The sequence below is a fragment of the Xylanibacter sp. genome (genome assembly GCF_057607445.1).
In genome coordinates, this window is sequence record NZ_DBLZAX010000016.1 from 50,663 (window position 1) to 76,241 (window position 25,579).

The 25,579-nt window shown below is 47.0% G+C and carries 18 protein-coding genes; 9 read left to right on the forward strand and 9 right to left on the reverse strand.

Annotated features, from left to right (window positions below; genetic code table 11):
- The first annotated feature begins 29 nt into the window (after positions 1-29).
- The 6 genes from ACZMIG_RS12045 (at position 30) to ACZMIG_RS12070 (ending at position 6,240) form a co-directional block, all read left to right on the forward strand.
- On the forward strand, positions 30-2,411 hold the full coding sequence (locus ACZMIG_RS12045; protein WP_487889618.1) for a choice-of-anchor J domain-containing protein: 2,382 nt from the start codon (positions 30-32) through the stop codon (positions 2,409-2,411).
- Positions 2,412-2,723: 312 nt separating this feature from the next.
- A complete protein-coding gene (locus ACZMIG_RS12050; RefSeq protein WP_418874968.1) occupies positions 2,724-3,248 on the forward strand; it encodes an RNA polymerase sigma factor in 525 nt (174 codons plus the stop codon).
- A gap of 17 nt (positions 3,249-3,265) precedes the next feature.
- The gene (locus ACZMIG_RS12055; RefSeq protein ID WP_302024668.1) at positions 3,266-3,715 is read left to right on the forward strand and encodes a PG0215 family putative anti-sigma factor; all 450 of its coding nucleotides are present in this window, start codon (positions 3,266-3,268) and stop codon (positions 3,713-3,715) included.
- Between the two features lie 83 nt (positions 3,716-3,798).
- Positions 3,799-4,425 carry a DUF6108 family protein gene (locus ACZMIG_RS12060; RefSeq protein WP_239684914.1) on the forward strand — a complete coding sequence of 209 codons (627 nt, stop codon included), beginning with the start codon at positions 3,799-3,801 and terminating at the stop codon, positions 4,423-4,425.
- Positions 4,426-4,455: 30 nt separating this feature from the next.
- On the forward strand, positions 4,456-5,313 hold the full coding sequence (locus ACZMIG_RS12065; protein ID WP_303054449.1) for a hypothetical protein: 858 nt from the start codon (positions 4,456-4,458) through the stop codon (positions 5,311-5,313).
- Positions 5,314-5,340: 27 nt separating this feature from the next.
- On the forward strand, positions 5,341-6,240 hold the full coding sequence (locus tag ACZMIG_RS12070) for a hypothetical protein (RefSeq protein ID WP_053398794.1): 900 nt from the start codon (positions 5,341-5,343) through the stop codon (positions 6,238-6,240).
- 734 nt (positions 6,241-6,974) lie between these two features.
- Here ACZMIG_RS12070 and ACZMIG_RS12075 read toward each other — a convergent pair.
- From ACZMIG_RS12075 to purL, 3 genes are all read right to left on the reverse strand, one after another.
- Complete coding sequence (locus tag ACZMIG_RS12075) at positions 6,975-7,550, reverse strand: chromate transporter (RefSeq protein WP_021855401.1); 576 nt, start codon at positions 7,548-7,550, stop codon at positions 6,975-6,977.
- 44 nt (positions 7,551-7,594) lie between these two features.
- A complete protein-coding gene (locus ACZMIG_RS12080; protein ID WP_021855400.1) occupies positions 7,595-8,140 on the reverse strand; it encodes a chromate transporter in 546 nt (181 codons plus the stop codon).
- Between the two features lie 155 nt (positions 8,141-8,295).
- Positions 8,296-11,997 (reverse strand): phosphoribosylformylglycinamidine synthase, encoded by a 3,702-nt coding sequence (purL, locus tag ACZMIG_RS12085; protein ID WP_487889619.1) that lies wholly within the window; start codon positions 11,995-11,997, stop codon positions 8,296-8,298.
- Between the two features lie 600 nt (positions 11,998-12,597).
- On the opposite strand from purL, the gene ACZMIG_RS12090 reads away from it, so the two are divergent.
- A complete protein-coding gene (locus ACZMIG_RS12090; RefSeq protein ID WP_021855398.1) occupies positions 12,598-13,230 on the forward strand; it encodes a hypothetical protein in 633 nt (210 codons plus the stop codon).
- 196 nt (positions 13,231-13,426) lie between these two features.
- Here ACZMIG_RS12090 and ACZMIG_RS12095 read toward each other — a convergent pair whose 3' ends face one another.
- From ACZMIG_RS12095 to ACZMIG_RS12105, 3 genes are all read right to left on the reverse strand, one after another.
- A complete protein-coding gene (locus ACZMIG_RS12095) occupies positions 13,427-14,191 on the reverse strand; it encodes an energy transducer TonB (protein ID WP_487889620.1) in 765 nt (254 codons plus the stop codon).
- A complete protein-coding gene (locus ACZMIG_RS12100) occupies positions 14,188-14,808 on the reverse strand; it encodes a radical SAM protein (protein ID WP_487889621.1) in 621 nt (206 codons plus the stop codon). Before ACZMIG_RS12100 ends, ACZMIG_RS12095 begins: the two co-directional genes overlap by 4 nt.
- A 630-nt stretch (positions 14,809-15,438) precedes the next feature.
- Positions 15,439-16,416 (reverse strand): retroviral-like aspartic protease family protein, encoded by a 978-nt coding sequence (locus ACZMIG_RS12105; protein WP_418874962.1) that lies wholly within the window; start codon positions 16,414-16,416, stop codon positions 15,439-15,441.
- Between the two features lie 2,484 nt (positions 16,417-18,900).
- Here ACZMIG_RS12105 and ACZMIG_RS12110 point away from each other — a divergent pair.
- Positions 18,901-21,141 (forward strand): DUF262 domain-containing protein, encoded by a 2,241-nt coding sequence (locus tag ACZMIG_RS12110; protein ID WP_487889622.1) that lies wholly within the window; start codon positions 18,901-18,903, stop codon positions 21,139-21,141.
- Between the two features lie 567 nt (positions 21,142-21,708).
- Positions 21,709-22,650, forward strand: a complete 942-nt coding sequence (locus tag ACZMIG_RS12115; RefSeq protein WP_487889623.1) for a helix-turn-helix transcriptional regulator — start codon at positions 21,709-21,711, stop codon at positions 22,648-22,650.
- A 316-nt stretch (positions 22,651-22,966) separates the two neighbouring features.
- Here ACZMIG_RS12115 and ACZMIG_RS12120 read toward each other — a convergent pair whose 3' ends face one another.
- From ACZMIG_RS12120 to ACZMIG_RS12130, 3 genes are all read right to left on the reverse strand, one after another.
- Complete coding sequence (locus ACZMIG_RS12120; protein WP_125104904.1) at positions 22,967-23,563, reverse strand: hypothetical protein; 597 nt, start codon at positions 23,561-23,563, stop codon at positions 22,967-22,969.
- A 62-nt stretch (positions 23,564-23,625) separates the two neighbouring features.
- Positions 23,626-24,456, reverse strand: a complete 831-nt coding sequence (locus tag ACZMIG_RS12125) for a hypothetical protein (RefSeq protein WP_487889624.1) — start codon at positions 24,454-24,456, stop codon at positions 23,626-23,628.
- A 297-nt stretch (positions 24,457-24,753) separates the two neighbouring features.
- Positions 24,754-25,284 (reverse strand): transposase, encoded by a 531-nt coding sequence (locus ACZMIG_RS12130; protein ID WP_302698439.1) that lies wholly within the window; start codon positions 25,282-25,284, stop codon positions 24,754-24,756.
- Positions 25,285-25,579 lie beyond the last annotated feature (295 nt).

The following is a 25,579-nucleotide window of genomic DNA, read 5'->3' on the forward strand; positions in this document are numbered from 1 at the left end:
ATTTTCAAGTGAGCCCCAACATTATTATTATGAGGAAGATATCTACGTTTTTACTTTTCCTTATGCTGTCGGTTGTTTCTGCACATGCAGACGCAATCTATACAACAGCATTTGAGACGGTTGACGAGTTCAACGCATGGACCGTGGTTGATGCCAACAGCGACGGCGCCACATGGCTCTTCAACGAAGAAGGCACCCCGTCGAAAGTGGCTTATAAGTACGACTACTTCAACAACGGCGACGACTGGCTGATTTCGCCTGCCATAACGCCAAGCGAGACCGGCACGCTGATAGTGAAATACACATTCAGCGGAAGCATGTATGGCGAAAGCATGGAGGTGTACTCGGGCAAGGGCGGCACCGTGGAAGACATGACCAGCAAGGAGGCTACATACGACAATATAAAGAAAGACGAGCAGTCGGGCTATTTTCTCGTTGACGCCAAGGCCGGCGAACCGTTCCACATAGCGTTCCGCGCCACATCTACGGCTTACAAGGACTATCTTTATCTCTGTTCGGTTACGGTTGAGCCGATTGCCAACCCGACAGACATAAAAGCTGCAGAGATACTGAGCCCTGTCACGGGCTACGGCCTCGGACAGGAGACTGTAAAGGTGGCGATAAAGAACAGCGGACGCACTAACCTGAGCGGATTTGACGTAGCGTTTGCCGTTGACGGCAAGGAGATTGCCAACGAGACTGTAAGCGAGCCGCTCGCAGCCGGCGAGACACTTGAATATACGTTCAAGACCAAAGCCGACCTCTCTGCCCCGCTGACTACATACGAAATAAAGGCATGGGCCACTCATCCCGACGACTTCGACCACACGAACGACACATGCTACACCTCGGTAAGGCACAAGGCACCGCTGAATGCTCCTTACACAATGGGCTTCGAGGCTTCGGAGAACACACAGGACTTCACCTTCTACAACCTCAACAACGACGAGGGCACATGGGACGTAAGCATCGAATCAGGCTTCTTCAACATGGCGCACACCGGCAACGGATGTCTGGCTTACGGCTATGACTCAAACAACAGCGGCGACGACTGGGCCATGCTCGACCCGATAAACGTTGAACCGGGCTATTACGTGCTGAAGTTCTGGTATTCAAACCTCGACTCTTATCCCGAGAAGATGGCCGTATACTGGGGCAACGAGGCCAAGCCTGAGGCCATGACCAACAAGATTGTGGAGTTCAACCCCATTCTGAACAACAAATACGAGGAGTCTGTCAACGTTGTTCATTTCGACAAGGCGCAGACCATCTATTTAGGCTTCTATGCGTTCAGCGACAAGAACCAGAACCTCATTCTCGTTGACGACGTTTCGTTCGAGAAGGTTGAAAGCAACCTCAACGACCTTGCCGTTTCCGACCTGCAGAGTCCTTACGACTTTGTGCGCGAGAGCAACCTCAAGGACGTGATATTCAACCTGGCCAACAGCGGCGTGGCTGACCTCGACGCCAAAGTAACAGTTAGCATCGACGACGTGGCCGTTAAAGACAGCACCATCGCCATGAAGGCTCAGAGCGCCACAACCGTTACGTTCAGCGGCCTGCTGGCAGACATGAGCGACGGCAGCCACAAGCTGAAGGTGGAAGTTGCGAACGACAACGATGAGAACGCCGACAACAACGTGCTGACAAAAGACTTCACCGCGGTAAGCAAGCCAGTGAAATTCTGGGACTTTGAGGACGGCAAACTTCCATCTGACTTCACATTCCGCGTCGAGGACAACGGCACCGTAGACCCGTCAGCCGGCGACGAGTTTAACGCAGACGGATGGGGTCTGTTCAACATCGTAGAGCACAACGTGTTCGGCGAATATATGCTGGCAGGAACATCATGGCTCGAGGGCACCGACCAGGCCGACCGCTGGCTCATAATGCCGAAGGTAAGCATCAAAGGCAAAGACAGCTATCTCGTGTGGGACGCAAACTCTTTCAATCAGCAGTTCCTTGAAGACTATCAGATAATGGTGTCTGCCACCGAAGACAACAGCGCAGCATACACAGAAGTGCTCAACGTTGAGGGCGAGACAGCAGAACCAAAGACACGCGGAATAAGTCTGGCCGACTATGACGGCAAGGACATCTATATAGCAATACGCCTCAGAACCAAAGGCGGCGACTGCCTGCTGCTCGACAACATAGGCATATACACCGGCTCTACAGGAACAGGCGTAACAGCCGTTACCGGCGAGGGCGAAGGCATCATGATATCGGGCAACGAACTGCGGGCCGCCGAAGGCACAAAGAGCATAGCTATCAGCGACACGGCAGGCCGCACCACACTGACTGCCGAAGGCAACGTTGTCAGCCTGTCATCGCTTCCGGCAGGAATATACATTGCCACTGTAAAATCTGCCGACGGCAACGTCAGAGGATATAAGTTTGTGAAGAAGTAAAGACGCCGCATCACGGCAGACCATATTACGGCCGGGGGAAATTTTCTCCGGCCGTTATTATTTTTATAAACACAAGCCGGCACCGGCAGACGAGCATGGGAAAGACCTATCACAACAGGCTTTCAACATAGGCACGACGGAGCTATGATAACATCAAGCCCAAATCAACCGATTGAAGTTAAGGCAATGTAATCCGCAAGCTTCTGCCGTCATCGGCAGCCCGGCTTCAATCCAGCTTTTCAAAACAAATTTTAAAAAAAGTTCTTTTTTGATGTCACGTTTTTCCGCGTCATACGTTACCTTTATGAAACAATGATGAAACCGGAAGAATTTAACCGCATAATAATACCCATGCGCGACGAGCTGAAAGGGCTGGCACGCAAGCTTACGGGAGACGACTACAGCGCTGAGGACCTGGTGCAGGAGGTGATGCTCAAGCTCTGGAGCATGCGGGCTACGCTCGACCGGTATGAAAACAAAAGGGCACTGGCCATGACCATGCTGCGCAACAAATACAGCGACCAGTGGCGCCACGACCGGCTGGAAGACGGAAAGGCCTCAGCAACAGGCCTGACAGCCGACGACTGGCACAAGGCCGAAGCCAAAGACGAGGCCGACCTGATAAGACTTATCGTTGAACATCTGCCCGAACTGCAAAGACAGATATTCAAGATGAAGGAGATTGAGGGCTACGAAAGCTCTGAGATAATGAAAATCACGGGATGCACGGCCGAAAGCCTACGGCAAAACCTGTCGAGGGCACGCCGCAAGATACGTGAGGACTTTATAAAACTTACGGCCATAAGGGCCAAGAGAAAAGATTTACTGACGCTTTGAACGATATTTATAGTGTGATGAAAAAGGAAGAATATATTAAGCAGCTGCTCGACAAATATCTCGACGGTGAGACCTCATCGGCTGAGGAAAGGGCTCTGCGCGGATATTTTACCAACAGGGACAACAACATTCCGGAGGAATGGATGCCATACAAGGCTTTGTTTGCCTACATTGCCGAAGAACGGGCCGACGCCGTCGAGACTGCCCCAACAGCCGACAGCAGCCTCAACAAAGCAAGGAAGACCGGCCGCCACGGATGGATATACACGGCCATTACGGCAGCGGCAGCCATACTTATTGCGGTGGTGATGATCGCACTGCCGCGCCAGAGCGACAACTATGCCGTGATAGACGGAAAGGTGTACACCAACAAGAAGGTGGTTGAGGAAGAAGCCCTGAAGGCTCTCGAAATGGTATCCTCTGACGAGGAAGACAACTTTGGCGCGCTCGAACTGATGCGCCAATGACACTCTCTTACGGCTGAACGCCTCATGCAGGCGCATGAAAGACGATAATATAAACAACAATGTAAAAAACATTAACCCGAGATATGAAACAGCAATATTATAACCCGCAACTGCCGGCAACGCATGCTGACGCCATAGATGTTGTATGCGCTATAATGATAACGGCCATGACACGCCTTGCCGCGGCATGCAGACTGCCGGTTAACACATACTTCGGCAACAGCGAGGCCACACGACGCAACGCCAAAGGCACAAGCCGCGCACGGAGCGGCACTATGTGGCACGGACTATGCCGCATCTTGCTCATAGCCGCACTGGCCCTTACGGCCGCAACGCCAGCCATGGCGCAGGAGGGGCTTAACGTCAACAAGGTGTTTCAGCGGTTCGGACATGCCAAGGGCTGCAAGATGGTGGAGATGCACAACGCCAAGCTGAAGGGATATGAGCTGAAGGTGTACAAGAGCCTTACCTACAAGAACATCGGAGCAAGCATAGAGCCTTATCTGAAGGCCGACAGAAAGAACGCCAAGAAGATACGCGAGGTGGTTGAGAACGGCCAGATAGTGAGCGGATACTACATAATGCCGCCAAAGAGCAAGGGCATCAACCGCTACATATTGTTCAGTAAGGTGAAGCCCAACCGGGGAACGGTGATATACATAGAGGGCGAACTCTCGCCCGACGACATAATGAAACTGTGTTACGCATAATCAAAGAAACAAACAATAAATATGACAAATATGAAAAAGACACTACTTCTGGCGGCGCTGCTGCCCCTGACGGGCATGGCCGCCGAAACCGGCGACACTACATTCGTGGTGAACAACAAGAAGATTGTTGTAAACGATTCAGCAGGAAGCACAAAAATATCTGTCTACGGCAGCGACGGCAAGAAGTTTAACCGCACATACGAGACTAACTTTGTTGACGGACAAGAGATTGAGCGCGTATATGTAACGTCGCCCTTCATTCCGCAAAGCCTCAACCGCAAGAAGAGCAAGCCCAGAAGTCACTATCCGCTGTTCTTCATGGGCTTCAGCCAGCTTGCCGGAAGCGTGATGGGCACGGGAGGCAACGCCGGCATGCACACACGCGACTCAAAGTCGTGGGAATATGGCTTCACGCTGACAAGTCTGGCCTTCAGAATAACCAATCCGCTGGCGCTTACATCGGCGTTTCAGATAGGTCAGGTGCATCATCACTTTCAGGACAACTACGTTCTGTCTACAACCGACGGCATAACCTCCATGAGGCAGATTGAGGGCGAGACGCTCAAGAAGAGCTACATAAGCTACACCTTCATCCGCATTCCGGTGATGTTAGAGTGGCAGAAGCGCACCGGCGGCGCTGATATGTTCGCGGCAATAGGTCCGTCTATTGAACTGCGCTGGAACGACCACTCGCGCTACTTCATCGGAAAGAACAAGACCACCGAAACAGGCGACATAAACATGAATCCCGTGGGCCTCAACCTCGACATACGCGCCGGCTACGGCTGTCTGATGATCTACGCGCGCACGGCTCTCACGCCGCTGCTCAAGACAAGCGTTGCACCCAAATGCTATCCCGTGTCGTTCGGACTGGGCATACGTATATAACACAAACAATAACCCTAAAACACATTAATGATGAAACTGCTATTCTTATTTACGGCACTCATACTTTCTGCCACAGCATACGCCGAGGAGGCCAACGACACTACGTTCAACGTGAAAGACAAGAAAATAGTTGTAGACGTGCAGGACAGCAAAACAATAGTGAAAGTTTACGACAACAACGGTTTTCAGCTTCTGAAAACACGTGAAATGGAGTACGTTAACGGTCAGGAAGTGGAGCAGGTTTATGTAGGTTCACCTCTAATTCCTACTGAAAACCTGCAGAACCTGAAATTCCGCTCATATCTGCCGACTATATGGTATGGTTACAACTATATGGGCAACAAAATAGGTTCTACAAAAAATGAGGGCATATACAGCCGCAGAAGCAAATCGTTCGAAATAGGAATAACGCCGTGGTCGTTTGCCCTGCCATTCGACAAGAGCAATACATTAGGACTGGTTGGAGGCGTTCAGCTAACATGGGTACACATGTGTTTCGACAAGAACTATGCAGCAGGCATGCAGGGCGACAGGCTCGACTTTACCAAACTTGACATGAAGGCATCAGGCAACAACATGAATTACGGAACACTGCGCATACCTTTGATGCTCTCTTTACAACATGACTATCGTTCATATTGCATGAATCTCGGAATATCCGCAGAGGTGCGCACTAATGGTGCTTACCGCTTCTCTCCTGCAGCAGGCAGTGCCGCACCGAATGTCCCTGACGCCATAAGACTTAACCGCTTCGGACTTAACCTTGAATATTCTTTTTGTTTCATGGGTATATATATGGGAGCGTCAATGTCCTTAACTCCGTTGTATAAGACAATAACAAACAATAAGGCTTATTATACTTCCATTCATATGGGCATTAATCTGCCGGAAATGATACGTTATTTTAAAAGCGACAAGAAGAAATGACAAACATCAGATATGACGTAACAATATAAAGACATTAAAGAGTTTTTCCGAAATACCACAAATCTAATTAAGTAGGCTTATAACAGGACAATGCTTCATGTTCCGGCAGACATTAAAAAATCTGCCGGAATTTTATTTTGTCGCTATATATTCATACTGACTATCGGCACTTAACATCAATCATTAAGCATACGGCAACGCAAAAACAAATAACATACAATGGCGCATAAAGTCGACCGGCAATAGCGATAACACGGGCTATAGCCAACTAAAAACAGGTGTTGGCCTGCATGAAGTCAATCCAAAGCAGGAATATAAAGCGTGATTATTTTTCTTAAAAAACTCATCACTCGTCACATCAGCACATAACCTTCTGATTTACAAAGCATTAGAGTGTGACGAGTTGAGATTTCAACTCGTCACACCATAACATTCTGACAGACAGCACATTAAGCCATGATGTGACGAGTGACGAGTTTTTAACAAAAACTTTTTTGCTTATGCTCTCTGCCGCCATGTTACATGGCGCAAAAAGTAGCCTTTCATACTGCGAAACATGCCTTTTCATAATGCAAAAGGGCACCTTTGAGCATGTAAAAAGCTACCTTTTGCAATACAGTTGATGGCGTTTTGCATAAAGCAAAATCTGTATTTACGGAAATTATGCAATAAAAAAATCCCCTCAACTCACAACAACCGAAGAGCCAAGGGGATATTATCTCAAACTATGTTTATCAATATAACAGAATCAGTCCGGCAAAACCGCTGTAGCATATCATGCGTATCGGATTGATCTTGAAATGCCACGTGCCCACCATGGTTGCCACAAAGAGGAAGCAGCTAATCCAGAACTGCCAGGGATTGACAGACGGGGCACTGAAGTTCTCGGGCGTCATAAGCAGCAGAGTGGCAGCGCCGAGCAGTCCGACAACGGCAGGACGAAGGCCTGAGAATACGCTCTGAACCGTGGGCGTGTTCATATATTTCATGAACAGGCGCGATATCAGAATCATTAGTATTAGCGACGGCAACACCAGCGCAAAGGTGGCTGTTACGCTGCCGAGGATAGACATCCAGTAGCCGTAGCCGGCATTGTGAACGGCAGTATAGCCGCAGTAGGTGGCAGAATTGATGCCGATAGGGCCCGGCGTCATCTGGCTTATGGCCACGATGTCGGTAAACTCGCCCGTGGTGAGCCATCCGTGATTGTGCACCACCTCTCCCTGAATGAGCGAGAGCATGCCGTAGCCGCCGCCGAAGCCGAACAGACCTATCTGAAAGAACGTTATGAACAAATACAGGTAAATCATAAGAATATGCTCTTTATTTGGTTCGTCATTTTTTTAGATTAATGTCACTCCGTAGGCTTTATATACTTGCCGTAGACATAGCCGCCGATGCCGGCAATGAGGATAACAAGTATGGGCGAGACGCCGAGCAGCCATATAGCCAGCGCACCGGCAATGGGTATCCAGCAGTTAGTAAGAGTGATCTTGGCACTCTGTCCCAGCTTGAACGTAGGCACGGCTATGAGAGCCACAACAGCCGGACGTATGCCGCGGAAGATGGCCGCAACAACCTTGTTGTCCTCAAACTGATGGAAGAACATGGCTATGGCCAGAATGATAAGAAACGAGGGCAAGGCTGTGCCCAGACTGGTACACACGGCGCCCTTCACCTTCTTCATCTTGTAGCCTATAAACACGCTCACGTTGATGGCGAGCACGCCCGGACAGCTCTGGGCTATGGCTATAATGTCGAGAAAGTCTTCCTTGCTCACCCACTTCTTCTTGTCGACCACCTCCGACTCTATTATAGGAATCATGGCGTAGCCGCCTCCCAGGGTGAACAGGCCTATCTTGAAAAAAGTCTTGAAGCTCTCTAAATAAAAGTTGCTCATCCTTGTTTTAGTTGTTTAAAAACGAAAAGTAAAAAGACACGCGCTCCGCCTTGTCCGGCCTTTGCCGCACCGCCTTGCAGTAAAGGCGCCACGGGCTGTGCTGACGGCCGTCATGACAGGACTCTTGTCTTTTTACTTTTCAGCTTGCTTGTTTATTATTTGTTCTCTTCAATCCACTTGCGCGCATTGACAAAGGCCTCAATCCACGGCGTAACGTCGTCGTTGCGGCGGTCGGCCGGATACCATGCGTTCTGCCACGGGAAGATGGCGCGCTCAAGGTGAGGCATCATTGCCAGATGGCGTCCGTCGGCTGAACAGATAGCTGCAACGGCATAGTCAGAGCCGTTGGGGTTGCCCGGATATTCGGCATAGTTGTATTTTGCAACAACATTATATTTGTCTTCGCCTTCGGGCAGATAGAACTTGCCTTCTCCGTGAGCCACCCATATGCCCAGCTTGTTGCCGCTCAGCGAGCCGAACATTACGCTGTTGTTCTGCTGTATGTCAAGGCTGAGGAATGTGCTCTCAAACTTGTGGGAAATATTATGCAGCATCTTTGTCTTCTTCTCGTGCTCAGGATTGATGAGATTGAGCTCAACCATCAGCTGGCAGCCGTTGCAGATGCCGAGCGACAGAGTGTCCTTGCGGGCATAGAACTTGTCGAGAGCCTCCTTAGCCTTCGGGTTGAAGAGGAACGCTCCTGCCCATCCCTTGGCAGAGCCCAACACGTCAGAGTTGGCGAAACCGCCGCAGAACACAATCATGTTGATGTCCTCGAGAGTCTCGCGGCCGCTGATAAGGTCGGTCATCATCACGTCCTTAACGTCGAAGCCTGCAAGATAGAGCGAGTAAGCCATCTCGCGCTCGCCGTTGGTTCCCTTCTCACGTATGATGGCAGCCTTGATGCCTGTATGCTCGCGGCGGTCGGCCGAAATGCCATACTGCTCGAGCTTGCCTGTGAACGAGTCGTTGAACTTCATCTCCAGCGGCTGTTTCTTATAGTTGTCATGACGGGCGTCGGCACATCCGTTCATGCTCTGGTCGCGGTCGAGCAGATATGAAGTCTTGTACCATACGTCACGCAGAGCGTCGATATCAAATTCGTGGTTGAACGCACCCTTGGCAACCTTCAGCGTGCGTGTGCCTACAGCCGGCTTGCCTATCATGGCGTAGCTTATGCTGTTGTTGTCCATTATGGTCTTGAACTCTTCAGCATCCTTGTCGGCAATCTGAACGATAACGCCGGGGTTCTCTGCCATAAGAATCTTAACCATGTCGTCGCCGCCAATCTCCTTCAGGTCGATGTCCATGCCGCCCTTGGTGTTGGCGAAGCACATCTCGAGAAGAGTGGTTATCATACCGCCGGCGCTGATGTCGTGACCTGCCATTACGAGGTCTTTCTTGATAAGCTCCTGAACGGTGTTGAACGCATCGCGGAAGTATTCGGGATTCTTCACAGTAGGAACGTCGTCGCCTACCTTGCCGAGGCTCTGTGCAAAGGCACTTCCGCCCAGGCGCTGCTCGTCGAACGAGAAGTCGATGTGATAGATGCTTGAGTTTGCATCGTTGACAACAACGGGAGAAACCACCTTGCGTATGTCTGAAACCTCACCGCCGCTGCTGACGATAACTGTTCCCGGGCTGATAATCTTTGTTCCGTCGGGATACTGCTGACTCATTGAGAGAGAGTCTTTACCTGTAGGAACGTTCACCTTGATGTCGCAGCAGAAGTCTGACAGAGCCTTGACTGCGCTGTAAAGACGTGCATCCTCGCCTTCCTGTGAGCGGCAGGGCCACATCCAGTTGGCAGAGAGGCTTACGCTGTCGAGACCGTCCTCGAGCGGAGCCCATACGATGTTGGTGAGCGACTCGGCCACTGACAGCACGCTGCCTGCCTCGGGCGAAGCCAGACCTGCCTGAGGAGCGTGTCCGAGGGCTGTGGCTATACCCTTGCGTCCGCGATAGTCGAGAGCTACGACGCCGCAGTCAGACAGAGGCAACTGTATTTCGCCCTGACACTGCTGGCGCGCAATCTTACCTGTAACGCTGCGGTCAACCTTATTTGTGAGCCAGTCTTTGCAGGCAACGGCCTCAAGCTGCAGCACGCGGCTGAGATACTCGTCGAGCTTGTCCTGGCTGTAAGTTACGTCTTCATAGTGGCGCTCTACGGTCTTGTCCACCATATATGTCTTTGGTGAATGACCGAACATCTGAGCAACGTCGAGGTCGAAAGGCTTAACGCCGTCGCCCTGAACGAACGAGAAGTGAGCGTCGCCTGTGGTCTCGCCTACCACATACAGCGGAGCACGCTCGCGCTCAGCAATCTTGCGCACATGTTCAATATGTTTTTCGTCAATGAGCAGCCCCATGCGCTCCTGACTTTCGTTTGCTATAATCTCCTTGCTCGACAGTGTCTTGTCGCCTATAGGCAGCTTGGTCATGTCTATCTGACCGCCGCACTCCTCAACGAGCTCCGACAGACAGTTGACGTGTCCTGCCGAACCGTGGTCGTGGATGCTGACAACCGGGTTTACATCTTCCTCGCACAATGCACGTACAAGGTTGTAAGCACGCTTCTGCATCTCGGGGTTGGCACGCTGAACGGCGTTAAGCTCAATGCCGTTGCTGTAGCGGCCTGTGTCTACAGAAGAAACGCTTCCGCCGCCGAGACCGATGCGATAGTTGTCGCCACCTACAACGACAACCTTGTTGCCCTTCTGCGGCTCCTTCTTCAGGCAGTCGCGCTTTGTGCCGTAGCCTACGCCGCCGGCAAGCATGATAACCTTGTCATAAGCATATTTCTCGTCGCCTTCCTTATGCTCGAACGTAAGCACAGAACCTGTGATAAGCGGCTGACCGAACTTGTTGCCGAAGTCTGACGCACCGTTAGAAGCCTTGATAAGAATCTGCTCAGGTGTCTGATACAGCCATTTGCGCACGGGCAGGATGTCCTCCCAGTCGCGTCCGCCGTCGATGCGCGGATAAGAAGTCATGTAAACGGCTGTTCCGGCGATAGGCCATGAACCTACGCCACCGCCCATACGGTCGCGGATCTCACCGCCTGTACCTGTAGCGGCACCGTTAAACGGCTCTACGGTTGTAGGGAAGTTGTGTGTCTCGGCCTTCAGAGAGATAACGCTCTCGATATCCTTAACACGGAAATAGTCAGATGTCGACTGGTCTTCCGGGGCAAACTGCTCGATGACAGGGCCCTGAGAGAAAGCCACGTTATCCTTGTATGCACTCAGAATCTTGTGAGGATTCTCCTTTGTCGTCTTCTTGATCATGTTGAAGAGCGACGACTCCATCTCCTTGCCGTCGATGATGAACACACCGCCGAAAATCTTGTGACGGCAGTGCTCTGAGTTGATCTGTGCGAAACCGAAAATCTCTGAGTCGGTCAGCGGGCGGCCGAGCTCTTTCTCAATCTTGTGCAGATACTCAATTTCTTCAGGCGACAGCGCCAGACCTTCCTGCTCGTTGTATTCCTCAAGGTTGTCAACGTGCTTGATAGGCTCCGGCTTGTGGTCAACAGTGAAGATGCTCTGGTCGAGTCCGTCGTACATGCGCTGCAGCATTGGGTCGTGGTCGGCATCCTTGCTGCTTACGGGGAAGTATTCCTCTATACGCGAAATGCCGTTCAGATTCATGTTTTGTGTAATCTCAACGGCATTTGTGCTCCAGGGGGTAATCATCTCGCGGCGCGGGCCCACGAAATATCCGCTGAGGCAGTTGTCTTCTACGAGTGTGGCATCGCCATAAAGCCAGCACAGTTCCTTTATTTCCTCGTTATTGAGCTGATGGTCAGCTTCGGTAGCAATAACGCTTTGTGATGGAGTTCTGAAAAAAAGAATCATATTTACGGTATATAATTGTTTGTTCTTGAAAGATATTCAGCTGCTCTCCTTGGCCGTCCGGCATAAAAGATTTCGAGATGCAGCTTTTCTTGTGCAAAGAAAATGCAAATCGAGAGCAGAATCGTCAAGCTCGCTTGAACGTTATGCCGAGATGCAGCTTTTCTTCTGCAAAGATAATGCAAATCGAGAGCAGAATCGCCAAGCTTGCTTGAGCGGTATGCCGAGATGCAGCTTTTCTTGTGCAAAGATAATGCAAATCGGGGGCAAGACAAAATAAATTCATTGATTTTTAATGGTTTGGGCTGTTTAATCATAACGCCGGCATGCCTTTCATACTATTGTTGCCGGCAACTGCTTTGCACGCATCGGCTGGGCGCCGGCTCAATGTAAGCTTCTTTCAGACGCAAAGCAACGCCCGGCGATAAGTTATAAAGTGTTAACAATTTGTTGAAATTGCAATGCGAACGGTTTTAATTCATATATTTGCAGACAAATATGAACGACCGTTCGGTTTTATTTGCCGCATATGGTCAACACGGTAAAAACACTTTAGAGAAAGACAAAGAATATTTATTGTTTAATTAAAAAAATTGAGTTATTATGAAAAACTTACAGAGAGTGCTTATGCTGGCCCTCGCAGCCATAATGATTACGGCGTGCAGCAAGTCGGGGCTGAAAGATCTGACAGGGGTGAAAATGGACACAGAGAGTGCTGTTGAGAAAGCCAAATCGATAGCAGCCGACAACATCAAGCCCGACCAGTGGAAGATAATCAGCGTGTCGTGGACCGAAGGCATGGGGCGCGACGAACTTTCTAACAACGTTTCTATTTTTACCTATGAGATGGTTGACAAAGACGGACGCGTGTGGAACCAGTCGTTCATGTCTGACCTGGGCTGGAAGGCAACAGAGCTTACTGACGCAGGATGGGAGAAATGGCACAAAAATCTCAACGCCAAAGACGTGCCTGCCATAGACATGGCCAACCTTAACCCTGCCGAAGTGATGAAGGACATTGAGGCTGCAAAGGCACTGATACCGGCCGAATTTGAGTTTAAGTCGATGGACAGCTACACGATGAACACATACGACGACCCGAAAGTTTCAATAAAACTCAACGTCATCGAGAAAGGTAAGGAGACCGTAAGCAATGCGGGACAGACATCAACGGTGTTCTATGAACTCGACTTCAGAAAGAACGCCAAAGGAAAGATGGAGCTTGTAAAACCATAACAACACATACAGCCTTGCGGAAACTTGACAAAGGATATGCCGCAAGGCTGTATTTTTTCCGGCAGACCGCAATATAGAAAAAATCTTGCCTCACAAAAACAAAGCCCATAAATTGTTCCGGCACAATAAAGACATCTGCTGCAGGCACAGCTTCTGATTACATGTTTGCCTTTTATTAATCTATCTGCAAACCAATTTATTGCAGCATCTTGTCCATTTGCTCATCATCAGAGTAAACACGGAACATTATCGGTATGGTGTATCTCACATCTATGCATTTGCCGTTCCGCTTACCGGGATTCCAGCGCGGCATGCCTTTCACCACGTCAACGGCTACGCTGTCGAAAGCATCGTTAAGTTTCTTAACGACCTTAACATCGGCTATGCTGCCGTCTTTCCTGACTGTAAACGAAACTACGCAACGGCCTGCCGACCGGGAGTCGACCGTCAGGTTGCGCTCAGCCATAATAGAGTCTACCGACGACTTGACATAATCTGCCATGGCCTTGACGCCTCCCTTAAACTGCGGCATAACTTCGTTTATCGCGCCAAACAATTGCCGGTCGTCTTTATCGGCAGACAAGCGCGGCTCTGCCTTGCCGCTGTTGTGCATAACCTTGATTGTGTCAACATTTTCCGCAGCCGGATTACGGCTTGACACTTCCGCCGGCTGACAACCTGAGTGGCATGAGCCGCAGCCTTGCCCTGCTCCGCCGCTGCTCTGTGCCGACGCCGTAAGCAGTCCGGCTGAAAGTCCTGCGAGCACCACTGCCCTGCCTGCGGCACGGCGCATGTCGAGCTGACGCCATAGAGCAGCCGCCTCGGCCTCGCATCGCGGACAAGTGCCGCTGCAGTCGCCTTCATAACGGCATTCAGCTGCAACATATTCAATACCGTTCGCCTCGGCTATACGGCGGCGCATGTCTTTCAGTATTCCGCAAATTTCCTTTCCCCGTGTCATGGTATTTCATAATTAAATTTGTCAAAATGTTCAAAGCCCATATTCCTTAACCTGGCTTCTGAACTTGTGCGGTCGGCATCGGTGTTATATCCGGGTATGAGCGGAAGCCGTATCACGCACCGCCCAGCCCTGCCGCCACCGGCTATAAGCGAGAGATTATCTATTACCTGCGCATTGTCGTGCCCCGTGTAGCGACGGTAGATGTCGGCATCAAGGTCTTTCACGTCGATAAACCATGTGTCTACAACATCTGCTATGGCCTCAACATTGGCGGCTGCCACATTGAGCGAAGTCTCAACATTGATTTTCCACTGCGGTCCGCAAAGCTCTCTGAACCTTACGATAAAATCAGAATAAAGCAGCGGTTCGCCTCCGCCGAAAGTTATTCCGCCGCCTGTGGCGAGGAAATAAAGCTCGTCTGCCCTGACTTCTTCATACAGCGTTTCGGGCGTATGCCACAAACACGGACTATCGTCTGCGCGGCACTGCGGATTGAGACAATAGCGACAACCGAGCCGGCAGCCGTGAAAGGCGGCAAGCGTGGTAACGCCGTTGCCGTCGGTCGCCATTCTGTGGCGCGACACACCGATAAACGGAACAAACTGCTCTTCGCTCATAACTTCACTTTTTTGGTCTTAGTCAAACGCCTGCACGCACTTCTCACCATAAATTCATCCTGCCGTATAAGCGCCCTAAAGTATGACAGACACCAAGGATGACCATTATGCAAATATAATGATTTTAAAACAAACACGACCACAAATCTGTCATAAATAATATTTATGCCTGTGCGTCAGCATGCCGCAGCTATCAACAAGAAGCTGCTACCAAATAAAATAATTATATCTTTTTGCAGGACACGTATATTTTACAAATTTGCACATAAATTATTGACATGCGAACAAAATCAAAGTAAATACTGCTTTATGAGACGAATGAAATTATTAATCATTTTAAGTCTGCTTATTTGTTTAAGCACAAATGTTTATGCGCAGGTACTTAATTCCGGCAGATTAATTTTATTGATTGTCAGCTGCGCTCGGCATAACCAAATATAATTTGCTTCAGCTCTCGCTTGCACGACAATTGCAAATCTGCCGGAACATTACTCTTGTTGCTACATATCCGTCGGCACGGGGTACTGAAAGAGAACTGATGCACTCAGTTTGTAGTTTTCCTGTCACAAGGATGTGCACAACCTGCGTCAAGGATATGTACAAAGCATTACAAGGATGTGAACTTCCTGTTCAACGAACTAGAAAGTCATAGAAAGGAGTGTAGAGCCGGTCGTTCACCTCCAGATAGAGATAATTATTCTTGAAGTCATAGAGTTGGTTGAAACGTTGCAGGAAGTTGTTGCCCAACACGCCGTCCATCGCGTCACTGGCCTGTACACCCGTTGTCACCGTAGAAAAGGCACCGGGTATGCGAGGCAAAGTCAGTGAATCTCCCAGTGTTACCGAATCGAAGTACACATTCTGAAGTTCATCGCCGTCCTTCACCGTACCGGCTATGCGCGAGATGGCAAATGGTTTCTGTGTGCCCAGCAGGCCGTTGCGACGGACGAAAGGTGTATTGAGATCGAACACACGGTCGGAACCGGTATCCACCTCTACCGACACCAGATAATCCACTCCGCCGACACGCACGCCGACCGGAACGACCGGCAATCCAGACTCTCCAGGATCTCCAAGACGATAGTCCATCTTCAGCCTGACAGCCTTGTCCGATGCCGCCTTCTGCCCGTCGCCCAATTCATACAGGAAGATGGATTTCCGCCGATAATCAATGCGGACATCAAAGTTCCTCAGATAAGACAGCCCCAGCACACCGTCCCAGGCATCGGGCGGATAAGGAATAGCTATCAGTTTCAATCCGGAAATGGCCCGGCTGCCCATCCTCACCACCTGAGAGGACTCTGTGGAAGGAATGGTTTCCACCGAATTGGCGCTATTGTTCTCCACACTTCCCGTAAAGGCAGCCAGCCCTTCGGTGCGCGGCGAATTGGAATTAAGCGCCACATCCGTCGCTCCAGTGTCCAGCAGAAAGCGCAGGGGGCGGTCGTCCTGCCCGTTGATATAGACTGTCACATACAGACGGTTGTCGGCACCCAGTTCGAAAGGTATCGTGTCGACCGGAGATTTGCTAATCTGGGCATGCAGCTCAGGCAGACACAACAATGTGCACAAAATCAAAATTGCACTGATTCGTTTTATTCTCTTCATATTTGTGTTTTTAAAAGTTGCATGCAAAGATATACAAATTTCAATTCATGCAACAATTCTAATGTTATAAAAATACAAATACCAACAACAAAACAACAATATGTAAAGGAAAGCAGTCAAACCACAGATAAATGTAAACCAAAGCTAAGACATTATCTATTTTATTAAAGAACCTTCGCTGCCACACAACACATACAAAGATTTTTCGCCGCGTTACTACTTGCGCAAATCAGCCGAAACAACAGCATGTTTAAGTGAAGAGTGAAGAAACATCGTTCGACGTTAGTCAATTCAAATGCTTTGTGGTGATACAAAATATTGTCTTAAAGCAACAAAGCTAATGTTCTGTCGGATTTGCAAGTATTGTTGAGCGCAATGTTCTGTCGGTCGGGACAATAAGCCACAAGAGTAATGTTCTGTCGGATATGCTATCCGACAGCATGAAATATGAGGATCTTTGATCCGCAAGTCATACCTATTAATTAAAAATAGGAAGCAATCGGATTGTAAATCCTTATATTCAATTCCGGCAGATTACAAATCTGCCGGCACATTACTCTTGTTGCTACATGTCGTTGTTATTAAACCACAAAGCATATGACTTTAACTCCTTTAACTACTCTAACTCCTTTAACTACTAAAAAAACTCCTTAACTCCTAAAAATATAACCATTTAACGCCTCCAGAATCGCCATGCTCGTCACAGTTTCGTGATTTGGCTCGAAAAATGGCGAATTTTGCGCGTTTTTGTTAAGACGTTGATATATAATGCTTTACACATTTTGCAGGACAAAAAACGCAATAGTTAAAAAATATTACTCGGCCACTTTTCACCCAAAACCGATAGGTTTACCAACCGTAAGCAGCCCTTTTGCATCACGAAAAACGGCATTTTGCACCTTAAAATCCATGCTTTTGCGTCATTTTTATGCATCAAAAGCAAACAGATGTCAATAGATTTGCTGTTTTGATGTCACATCTTTAACATCCGTTATACATTGATTTTCCAGATTGAAAAAATATTTTGTCCTGACTTTTTACGGCTTTTCTGCTTTTTATAATGCCGGATAAATAAGATTTACGTACATTGACCATAATGATAAATGAGATGCATCAGCAGTCAAAAAAGCTCATAAGATATGACAAGAATTGGTATCTGTATTGAAACAACAATACATTCTATTCAGGCGCAAACGCCACATAAAATTTGCATACATGGGGGAAACCGGGCAATAACAACAGCATCCCCCATGATTAAATTCGCAGATGCTTACCAATATCTACATGCAAGAAAGATGTTTACTCTGATGTCGTCGTTCTTCATATCTTTCGTGGCACAAAACAGCACTTTTCCGCCTTAAAACCCACCACTTTCAAGAGACAAACCTATGGTTAACCGACCGTAAGTGGCCGAGTTATGTTTTTTAACATTTGCACATTCATTCACAAAAGCACGTATTTCACAATATATCAGCAACTTAACAAAAATATTCATTTTTGAGCATTTTTCGCATGAAAAGCCGGAAATGAGATGAGGACAGCAAGTCTGAGAGCGTCAAAATAAAAAAGTTTTCTGTCGCAATCGTGCCGTCATGATAAAATTTCCGAACATTAATCAGTTCGATTAATGAGATGCGGCAGCAAGCAAGACACAATAGCTTTGTTGCTACATACCGAATTGCAGAGAAACAGCAAGACTAATGTACTGTCGGATATGCCATCCGACAGCATCGAATATCAGGATCTGCGATCCGAAAAACATACCTATTAATCAAAAAATAGGAAGCAAGCGGATTGAAAAATCCTTATATTTTATTCCGGCCGATTACAAATCAGCCGGCACAATAGCTTTGTTGCTACATACCCGTCGGCACGGGAAAAATTCGACAGCATTGAGAAACAGCAAGACTAATGTTTTGCCGGATATGCTATCCGGCTGTATCGAATATAAGGATCTGCGATCCGAAAAACATACCTATAAATCAGCAATAGGAAGCAAGCGGATTGAAAAATTAGCTTCGCTGACCGTTGGTTCTTATACTTAATTCCGGCAGATTAATTTTATTGATTGTCGACTGCGCTCGGCATAACCAAATATAATTTGCTTCTGCTCTCACTTGCACGACAATTGCAAATCAGCCGGCACATTAGCTTCGTTGCTACATACCCGGCGGCACGGGACAAAGATATTGATACTTTCAGCTGTCCTATTGTTTTTAAACTGCCGCCTTGCAGATGATATGTCCTGACATAGCCCACAATACCAACAAAAAACAAGCGAAATAACCTATTTAGGTTAAAAGAATAAAAAAACAATGCTGTGCCTTGATTTTTCACAGGCAGAAGAGTAACTTTGCGACATAACATAAAAACACAAGAATATGAAAAACAAATTTTTAAGGATTGGGCATCATAATAAAATGTCTGCACGGCATACACAAGCAACGAACGACATTATGTAACCACAAAATTTTTAAATAAGCTATGGCAAACGTATGGAAGATAGGCTCGCGCTGGAGCGACGACGGTGGGCGAGACTCAAGCATAATTTCGATATTCAGAAGGAGCAATGTTGTTTTCTTAGGACATAGAGACTATATAGAGCGTTTTAAGAATGAAGTAAAGAAGGGCGACTATTTCGCTATTGCCGATGGTCTGTTTGTTCAATCGGTGGCTAAGGCTACATCAGACCCGATACAATTAAAGGAACTGATAAAGCAAAATGCCATTAAAGTTAAGAAGGGTGAACCGTTCGACCTGGAAGACGACTGGGGATATGGAGTTAAGGTAAAGATAGTGGACTTACCTAAAGACCAAATGTTCGATTATAAAAGAGGTTGTTTCTTTAAAGCAAACTCTATAGCTGAAAAAGTGAAAAAACTATTTAACGAAAAATTGGAACACAGAATGGACATAACGGCAAAGACGTGCAGAATTAAAGGCAAGCAAGAAGAATGTAACGGCAAAGAATCTATTATTAACGGCCGTACAAGATACGTGATACCCGTTTATCAAAGAGAATATTCGTGGGGATACGAGCAGATAACAAGGTTTGTTGACGACATATTCAAAGGCTTCTGGGGCGTGGACAGAAAGATAATAAAAGAGCCTTTATTTATTGGAACCATGCAGCTTTCATATGAAAAATATATCAATGAAAACGAATGTGAACAAGATGTCATTGACGGGCAGCAAAGACTCAGTACGATTATATGCATGCTGAAATATCTGAAACTGAAATATCCGTCGGCCGAAGCGTTAAAGCAGACAGGAAGCCTTGACTGGATAGAGACACGAGTAAACAACGGCAAGGAAGAAGAATATCTTAACGCCATGCTTTCGTTGGATTGCCTAAACAAGACAGACCTTGATACAGAGCAAAACAACTATATCAAAAGCATTGCCGTCATAGACGAATGTTTTAAAGAAATGACTACGGACAATGAAGGAAATCAGCTTGCAAAATTCTCTGAGAATATAGATTCGTTTGTTGAATATATCTTAAACGACATATTGTTTGTGGTTATCGAAACAGTGGCAGGATTATCCAAGACCATTCAGATATTCAACACTATTAACACAGCCGGTCTTGACCTTAACGGTGATGACTTGTTTAAGGTACGCCTATATGAATATCTGCACGACATAAAGAGCCTTGGTGAAGAAACTTTTAATGAGATTGGCGAAATATACAAGAATGTGAAAATCAGAAACGACAAATGGAGAAAAACACATAACTGGGATTTGATTGACATCAGACTGGTGCGGTCGATTTATAAAGAATACATCATCTCGAAATACAAACTGCCGACAAGCCTTTACGCTAAAGCCACCGACACCTTCTTTGACGAACTGTTTGATGTCTTGCTCAACGTACAAGGACATAACGACATGACAGGAGTTGAACGTGTGGAGCTGTCTTTGGAAGATTTATGGAATATTATAGAGGTTGCGTGTCTTTGGAGGGGAAGCGACTTTAGAAATAACGACGAATTTATTTCTTACACATTGACAGAACGCTCACGCTACAACCGCTACTTAAGCATTGCATACCTGATATTGCTTTCAAATAAGGATAAACAAAAAGAAGAAAGGCTTGATGAAGTTTACGGCGTATTACGCCTGCTATGCAGAATGTTCTTCTGCTGGAGCATAATGTATGCCCGGCAAGTAAACGAGATGCATTCATTTATGCGTAACATCTATAATAAGACAGCGGATTTCCAAAACAATAAAGAAGATATATTTTCATCGCTGACTAAAAAGATAAAGGAAAATGACAACAGGATGTTTAGAACTAACTGCATAGGCCAGCCTATAGCGGACAACAGGGTTTGGAAAGACCTGATTTGCCTGTTAAGCGATTATATAGATGAATCAGAAGTTGGAACAACGCTTGAAGAACTAAAAGAAAAATTTGAATGGGGCTATTATGACATTGAGCACATTCACGCCAACTGCAATGAGAAAGAGGGAACCGATATTGACGGGGATTTACAAAACAGCATTGGCAACCTGATGCTGCTCGAATATGACATAAACAGATCTATAGGCAATCTGACTTTTAAGGAAAAGAAAGAACGCGGCAACAACAAGCTATGCTACAAAGACAGCCGCTTTGCCGTGGTGAAGAAAATAATGAAAAAAGAGAATTGGGGCAAAGAAGAAATAGAGGAACGCAGAAAAGAGGAAATAGAGAAAATATCGCGCTTCATATTCGAATGATATGAAAATATAATCAGACATAACGGAATTTTGCGTATTCCTTCTCATTTAATGTTCTGTCGGATATGCACGTATTGTTGAGCGCAGCGAAAAATTCGACAGCATCGAGAAACAACAAGACTAATGTTCTGGCGGATATGCTATCCGACAGCATCAAATATAAGGATCTGCGATCCGCGACTCATACCTATTAATCAAAAAAATAGGAAGTAATCGGATTGAAAAATCCTTATACTATATTCCGGCAGATTGCAAATCAGCCGGCACAATAGTTTTGTTGGTATATGCCTATTGTAGGGAGATTAATTTTATTGATTGTCGGCTGCGCTCGGCATAACCAAATATAATATGCTTCTGCTCTCACTTGCACGACAATTGCAAATCAGCCGGTACATTAGCTTTGTTGCTACATACCAGGCGGCACGAAAATTTGATGCATACATCATTCCACGGCAGTATCTCTTACGAAAATTTACTGACAAAAGAATAAAAAAGACAAGCCTGTGTCATGATTTGTCACAGGCTAAATTGTAACTTTGCAGCGTAACCTAAAAAAACAATAAATATATGGCAGCAAATATATTTGGACGGTATGTATGGCTGATAGACATCCTGCGCAGGTATAAGCGCCTGACATTTAAGGAAATATGTTCGTTGTGGCAGGAAAGCGGACTAAGCTATGGCGAGGAACTGCCACTGAGGACATTCCATCGCCACCAGGATGCAATAAAGGACATCTTTGACGTGTATATAGAATGCGACAAGAAGGACGGATACAGATATTATATTGACGAGCCTGAAAGGCTTGAAAGCAACAACCTGTACAACTGGCTCATAAGTTCTTACTCTACGCTCAACCAGATAAAGGCCGACAGCAAGCTGGAGAACAGAATTATATTTGAGAACATACCGTCGGGACAGACATGGCTGACACATATCGCAGAAGCCATGCGCAACAACAGGGTGCTGAGCATAACATATCACGGATTCGGCAAGTCGGAGTCAACAACATTCGACATAGAGCCATACTGCCTTAAAGTGGCTCACCGCCGCTGGTATGTGCTGGCGCGAAGTCCCTATTATTCTGAAAAGAACAAAGAGAAAGGCATCAAGCCATACGATGTATTCCGGATATATGCCCTCGACAGGATAATGGATATACAGGACACGGACAAGACGTTCACAATGAACAAAGACTTCGACGCGGCGAAATACTTTGAAGGCTGCTGCGGAGTGATTACGTCTGACGAGCCTTTACAAAGGATTGTGGTGCGTGCATACGACAACTTCGTAGATTATCTGCGCACGCTGCCGCTGCATGAGTCGCAGCGCGAACTCAGCAGCGACGAAGAGTCTACGCTGTTTGAATATCACCTCAAGCCTACGTTCGACTTCTATCAGCTGATACTTGCGCAGGCAAACCAGCTGGAGATAATAGAACCTGAAGCGGTGAGAGAGGAAATGCGCGGCCTTGCCCTGCACATACTGAAATTTTACGACAAGCCTTAACAGCCTAAAATCTATGCGCGGCAGGAAAGGGACGTCAATAATATAGCATGAAAATGAGACGGGATATCCCAACTTACCGCAGACATGTCATATAGTTTCGGCAGGATTGCAGCCTTATATCAAGCAGACGGCAAGACTATGACAGGAAACTATAACTTAAATTTTCAGATGCCGGAACTTTAACTCAAGATCGGGCAGCAACCTACACAATAAACATTAAATATAAAAAATCAACAAAAGAAACGGGGCGCCGGCAAGGCGTCCCGTCATTCACGTTATTAGAAAGAGTCCATTCAGATATTTGACCGGTTTCGTATCATTCCCATACAATAGGCACATTCTTCAACTGAATATACTCGTTGATGGACGACGAGTTTCGGCCTCCGCCAAGATTCCACGGACCTTTAACAAGTACAAACGACGTAACCGTGGAAGGTACCTCACAGATAGTGGCAAACTTCAGTTTTACAGCCACATCGGGATTAAGGTTCTTCTTGTCGTCATAGTCGCAGCCAGCACCATACTCGTTGCCGTCGGCATCATAAGCTTTTGTAAGACCGGCTCCGCCTACAAGCGCATTCTGTATACTCAGACTTACGGCTTTTACCTTAACATAAATGTCAACGCGGTTGGAGCCCTTGCTGCCCTTGGCCTCAACAAACTCCAGCGTGAAATACTTTGAGCCGGGATTGCCCACCAACACACCCGAGGCTGACGGAAGATAGCTTACAGAAGGAGCATTCTGAGCTGTCGTGGTAGTGGAGGCTGTGCCGGTAGTAGTGGTTCCGGTAACTTCCTGCACGACGCCCTTAGCGGCTTCTTTCAGTTTCTTGAAAAACTGCGCATCGGCCTGCTGAGGTATTGCAAAGAGAGCTATTGCAGCAATGCAAACTGTTCTGATAATCTTTTTCATAACCAAAAAAATTTTTAATATTAAACAATCATTTCTATAAAATGCACTTAAGCTCGTAACTTCTAACTTTCGCCGTTCCTGCGTTCGGCAATCTTCCGGTTGGCACTGTCGCGTGCCGCCGAATTATGGTGCAGATGTCCGTCGTCATCGCGAAACACCGGTCCGGGAGACTTATGGTTGGCAAACTCGTCAACCATCGAGCTGCCCTTGCCCATTCCGTTTGTAAGTATAAAGAATATCGCGCCACAGGCAGCCACGGTTATAAGCACCTGGAAGAACAGCGCAATAAGGGCTACAAGGAACACAAACACAGCAAGGCAGACGGCAACGACACAGACTGCCGAGAACACGGTGAAGACAACGCCGTGCTTTATACCGACAGACATTATGTTGCGCACAAGCGACCATGCAAGTCCGGCTATGACGAGAATCCAGAAGGCTGTGGTGCCGATGCTGTTCTTCGTATCATCGGAAGCGCCGAAGATGTCTGCTCCGACAGATAGCACAAACACTACGGGAAACGTAAGCACAAAACAGATGAAAAGCAGTTTCATCGAGAGCGACTTGCCCATCATTTCCTCAAGTACGCCCTTAAACATGAATATCTGTCCTATCTGAAGCACCACAAACACTGCAAAGGGTATAATGCGGAACAGCTTTGACCAGAATCCGTACTCCTTTGACAGGCACCACCACATACAGTTGTTGCCCACTATGGCATAAATAAGAACCTCGAGGATAGTGGCGGCAAGCATGCAGCCGGCAGCCGTGAGTATAGGCAGGTTGCTTTTACTGCCGTTTCGCCCCTGAAACAACAGGGCTACGAAGCCGCCCAATACCAGCAGGAAGACAAACCAGTAAGGCAGAGTTGACGTTAACAGAATTTCTTTCATGGCATATAGATTATATTTAACTTATTACAGCGTGCAGGCACATCTGATGTCGTTTGCAACATTTACATAGACGAATGTATATTGTTTTTAATATTTTTTGCAAATATAACTACAAACATATATTTACACAATAACGGAAATCCGTGATTTTATGCACATAAAACCGTTATTCCGTCAACATTTAGCCAAGAATCAATACAAAAACAATATCAAGATATCAAGGAATGGCATAGTATGGCTTAAACCCCAATCGCTTTTTATGTTCAAATCCAAATATTTTAACTATTTTTCAAACAATTATGTAGACATTCTATATTCAGGATTGTAAAGTTTGTTATTTCTGGCCATGGCAGTAACAAGATTGATCAGTTTGTTCTTGACATTGTTAAGTGCGACCTGATTTTTCTTCCCCTCTTCCACAAGCCCCGAATAATATTTCGAAATGGTCTTGTTATATCTGATAGCAGCCAATGCCGCCTGCGTCAACATGGCCTTTATCTGCCGGTTGGCCATATAGTGTACATGGGGATCAGTATTTATGCTGGTACACGAAACCTTGCCAAATGGAGCTATGCCATAGTAACACGCTATCTTTCTTGCATCATAGTTGAACCTGCGGAAGTTGTAGGTATATACCATCAGACAGACCGCGTTCTGGAATCCCATGCCCAGCATGGAAGTTACAATGCGGTAAATCTCAGAGAGTTCATAGTTGGCCTCTATGAGCTCTGATATCCGCCTGCCCAACTTTTCTATCTCCTTGTTCAGTTCTGATACTATATGCCTGCCGCTCTGTGAGATTATTGTCTTTACGTGGGACTTCTCCATGGTCAGTCTCTTAGAGACTGACCATGGAGAAGCCACAATAAAGACAATGTTATAAAAATAATAGCTAAAATATTTGGATTTGAACATAAAAAGCGATTGGGGTTAAAATAATGATTTCCATCATAATATCATTCCCATCCGTCCCATAAGTCTTATTAGCCTTATTAGGCTCATAAGTCCCATACGCCGTGGAACCAAAAAAAAAGAGTCCCTGACGTCATAACTGACGTCAGGGACTCAACTCTGAAAAAAAAGGCGGCCTCCTACTCTCCCGCATTGCATTGCAGTACCATCG

What these genes read in the sequence shown, in the direction of transcription:
- ACZMIG_RS12045 (WP_487889618.1), top strand. Translation starts at nt 30, where the DNA reads ATGAGGAAGATATCTACGTTTTTACTTTTCCTTATGCTGTCGGTTGTT.
- ACZMIG_RS12050 (WP_418874968.1), top strand. Translation starts at nt 2,724, where the DNA reads ATGATGAAACCGGAAGAATTTAACCGCATAATAATACCCATGCGCGAC.
- ACZMIG_RS12055 (WP_302024668.1), top strand. Translation starts at nt 3,266, where the DNA reads ATGAAAAAGGAAGAATATATTAAGCAGCTGCTCGACAAATATCTCGAC.
- ACZMIG_RS12060 (WP_239684914.1), top strand. Translation starts at nt 3,799, where the DNA reads ATGAAACAGCAATATTATAACCCGCAACTGCCGGCAACGCATGCTGAC.
- ACZMIG_RS12065 (WP_303054449.1), top strand. Translation starts at nt 4,456, where the DNA reads ATGAAAAAGACACTACTTCTGGCGGCGCTGCTGCCCCTGACGGGCATG.
- ACZMIG_RS12070 (WP_053398794.1), top strand. Translation starts at nt 5,341, where the DNA reads ATGATGAAACTGCTATTCTTATTTACGGCACTCATACTTTCTGCCACA.
- ACZMIG_RS12075 (WP_021855401.1), bottom strand. Translation starts at nt 7,550, where the DNA reads ATGATTTACCTGTATTTGTTCATAACGTTCTTTCAGATAGGTCTGTTC.
- ACZMIG_RS12080 (WP_021855400.1), bottom strand. Translation starts at nt 8,140, where the DNA reads ATGAGCAACTTTTATTTAGAGAGCTTCAAGACTTTTTTCAAGATAGGC.
- purL (WP_487889619.1), bottom strand. Translation starts at nt 11,997, where the DNA reads ATGATTCTTTTTTTCAGAACTCCATCACAAAGCGTTATTGCTACCGAA.
- ACZMIG_RS12090 (WP_021855398.1), top strand. Translation starts at nt 12,598, where the DNA reads ATGAAAAACTTACAGAGAGTGCTTATGCTGGCCCTCGCAGCCATAATG.
- ACZMIG_RS12095 (WP_487889620.1), bottom strand. Translation starts at nt 14,191, where the DNA reads ATGACACGGGGAAAGGAAATTTGCGGAATACTGAAAGACATGCGCCGC.
- ACZMIG_RS12100 (WP_487889621.1), bottom strand. Translation starts at nt 14,808, where the DNA reads ATGAGCGAAGAGCAGTTTGTTCCGTTTATCGGTGTGTCGCGCCACAGA.
- ACZMIG_RS12105 (WP_418874962.1), bottom strand. Translation starts at nt 16,416, where the DNA reads ATGAAGAGAATAAAACGAATCAGTGCAATTTTGATTTTGTGCACATTG.
- ACZMIG_RS12110 (WP_487889622.1), top strand. Translation starts at nt 18,901, where the DNA reads ATGGCAAACGTATGGAAGATAGGCTCGCGCTGGAGCGACGACGGTGGG.
- ACZMIG_RS12115 (WP_487889623.1), top strand. Translation starts at nt 21,709, where the DNA reads ATGGCAGCAAATATATTTGGACGGTATGTATGGCTGATAGACATCCTG.
- ACZMIG_RS12120 (WP_125104904.1), bottom strand. Translation starts at nt 23,563, where the DNA reads ATGAAAAAGATTATCAGAACAGTTTGCATTGCTGCAATAGCTCTCTTT.
- ACZMIG_RS12125 (WP_487889624.1), bottom strand. Translation starts at nt 24,456, where the DNA reads ATGAAAGAAATTCTGTTAACGTCAACTCTGCCTTACTGGTTTGTCTTC.
- ACZMIG_RS12130 (WP_302698439.1), bottom strand. Translation starts at nt 25,284, where the DNA reads ATGGAGAAGTCCCACGTAAAGACAATAATCTCACAGAGCGGCAGGCAT.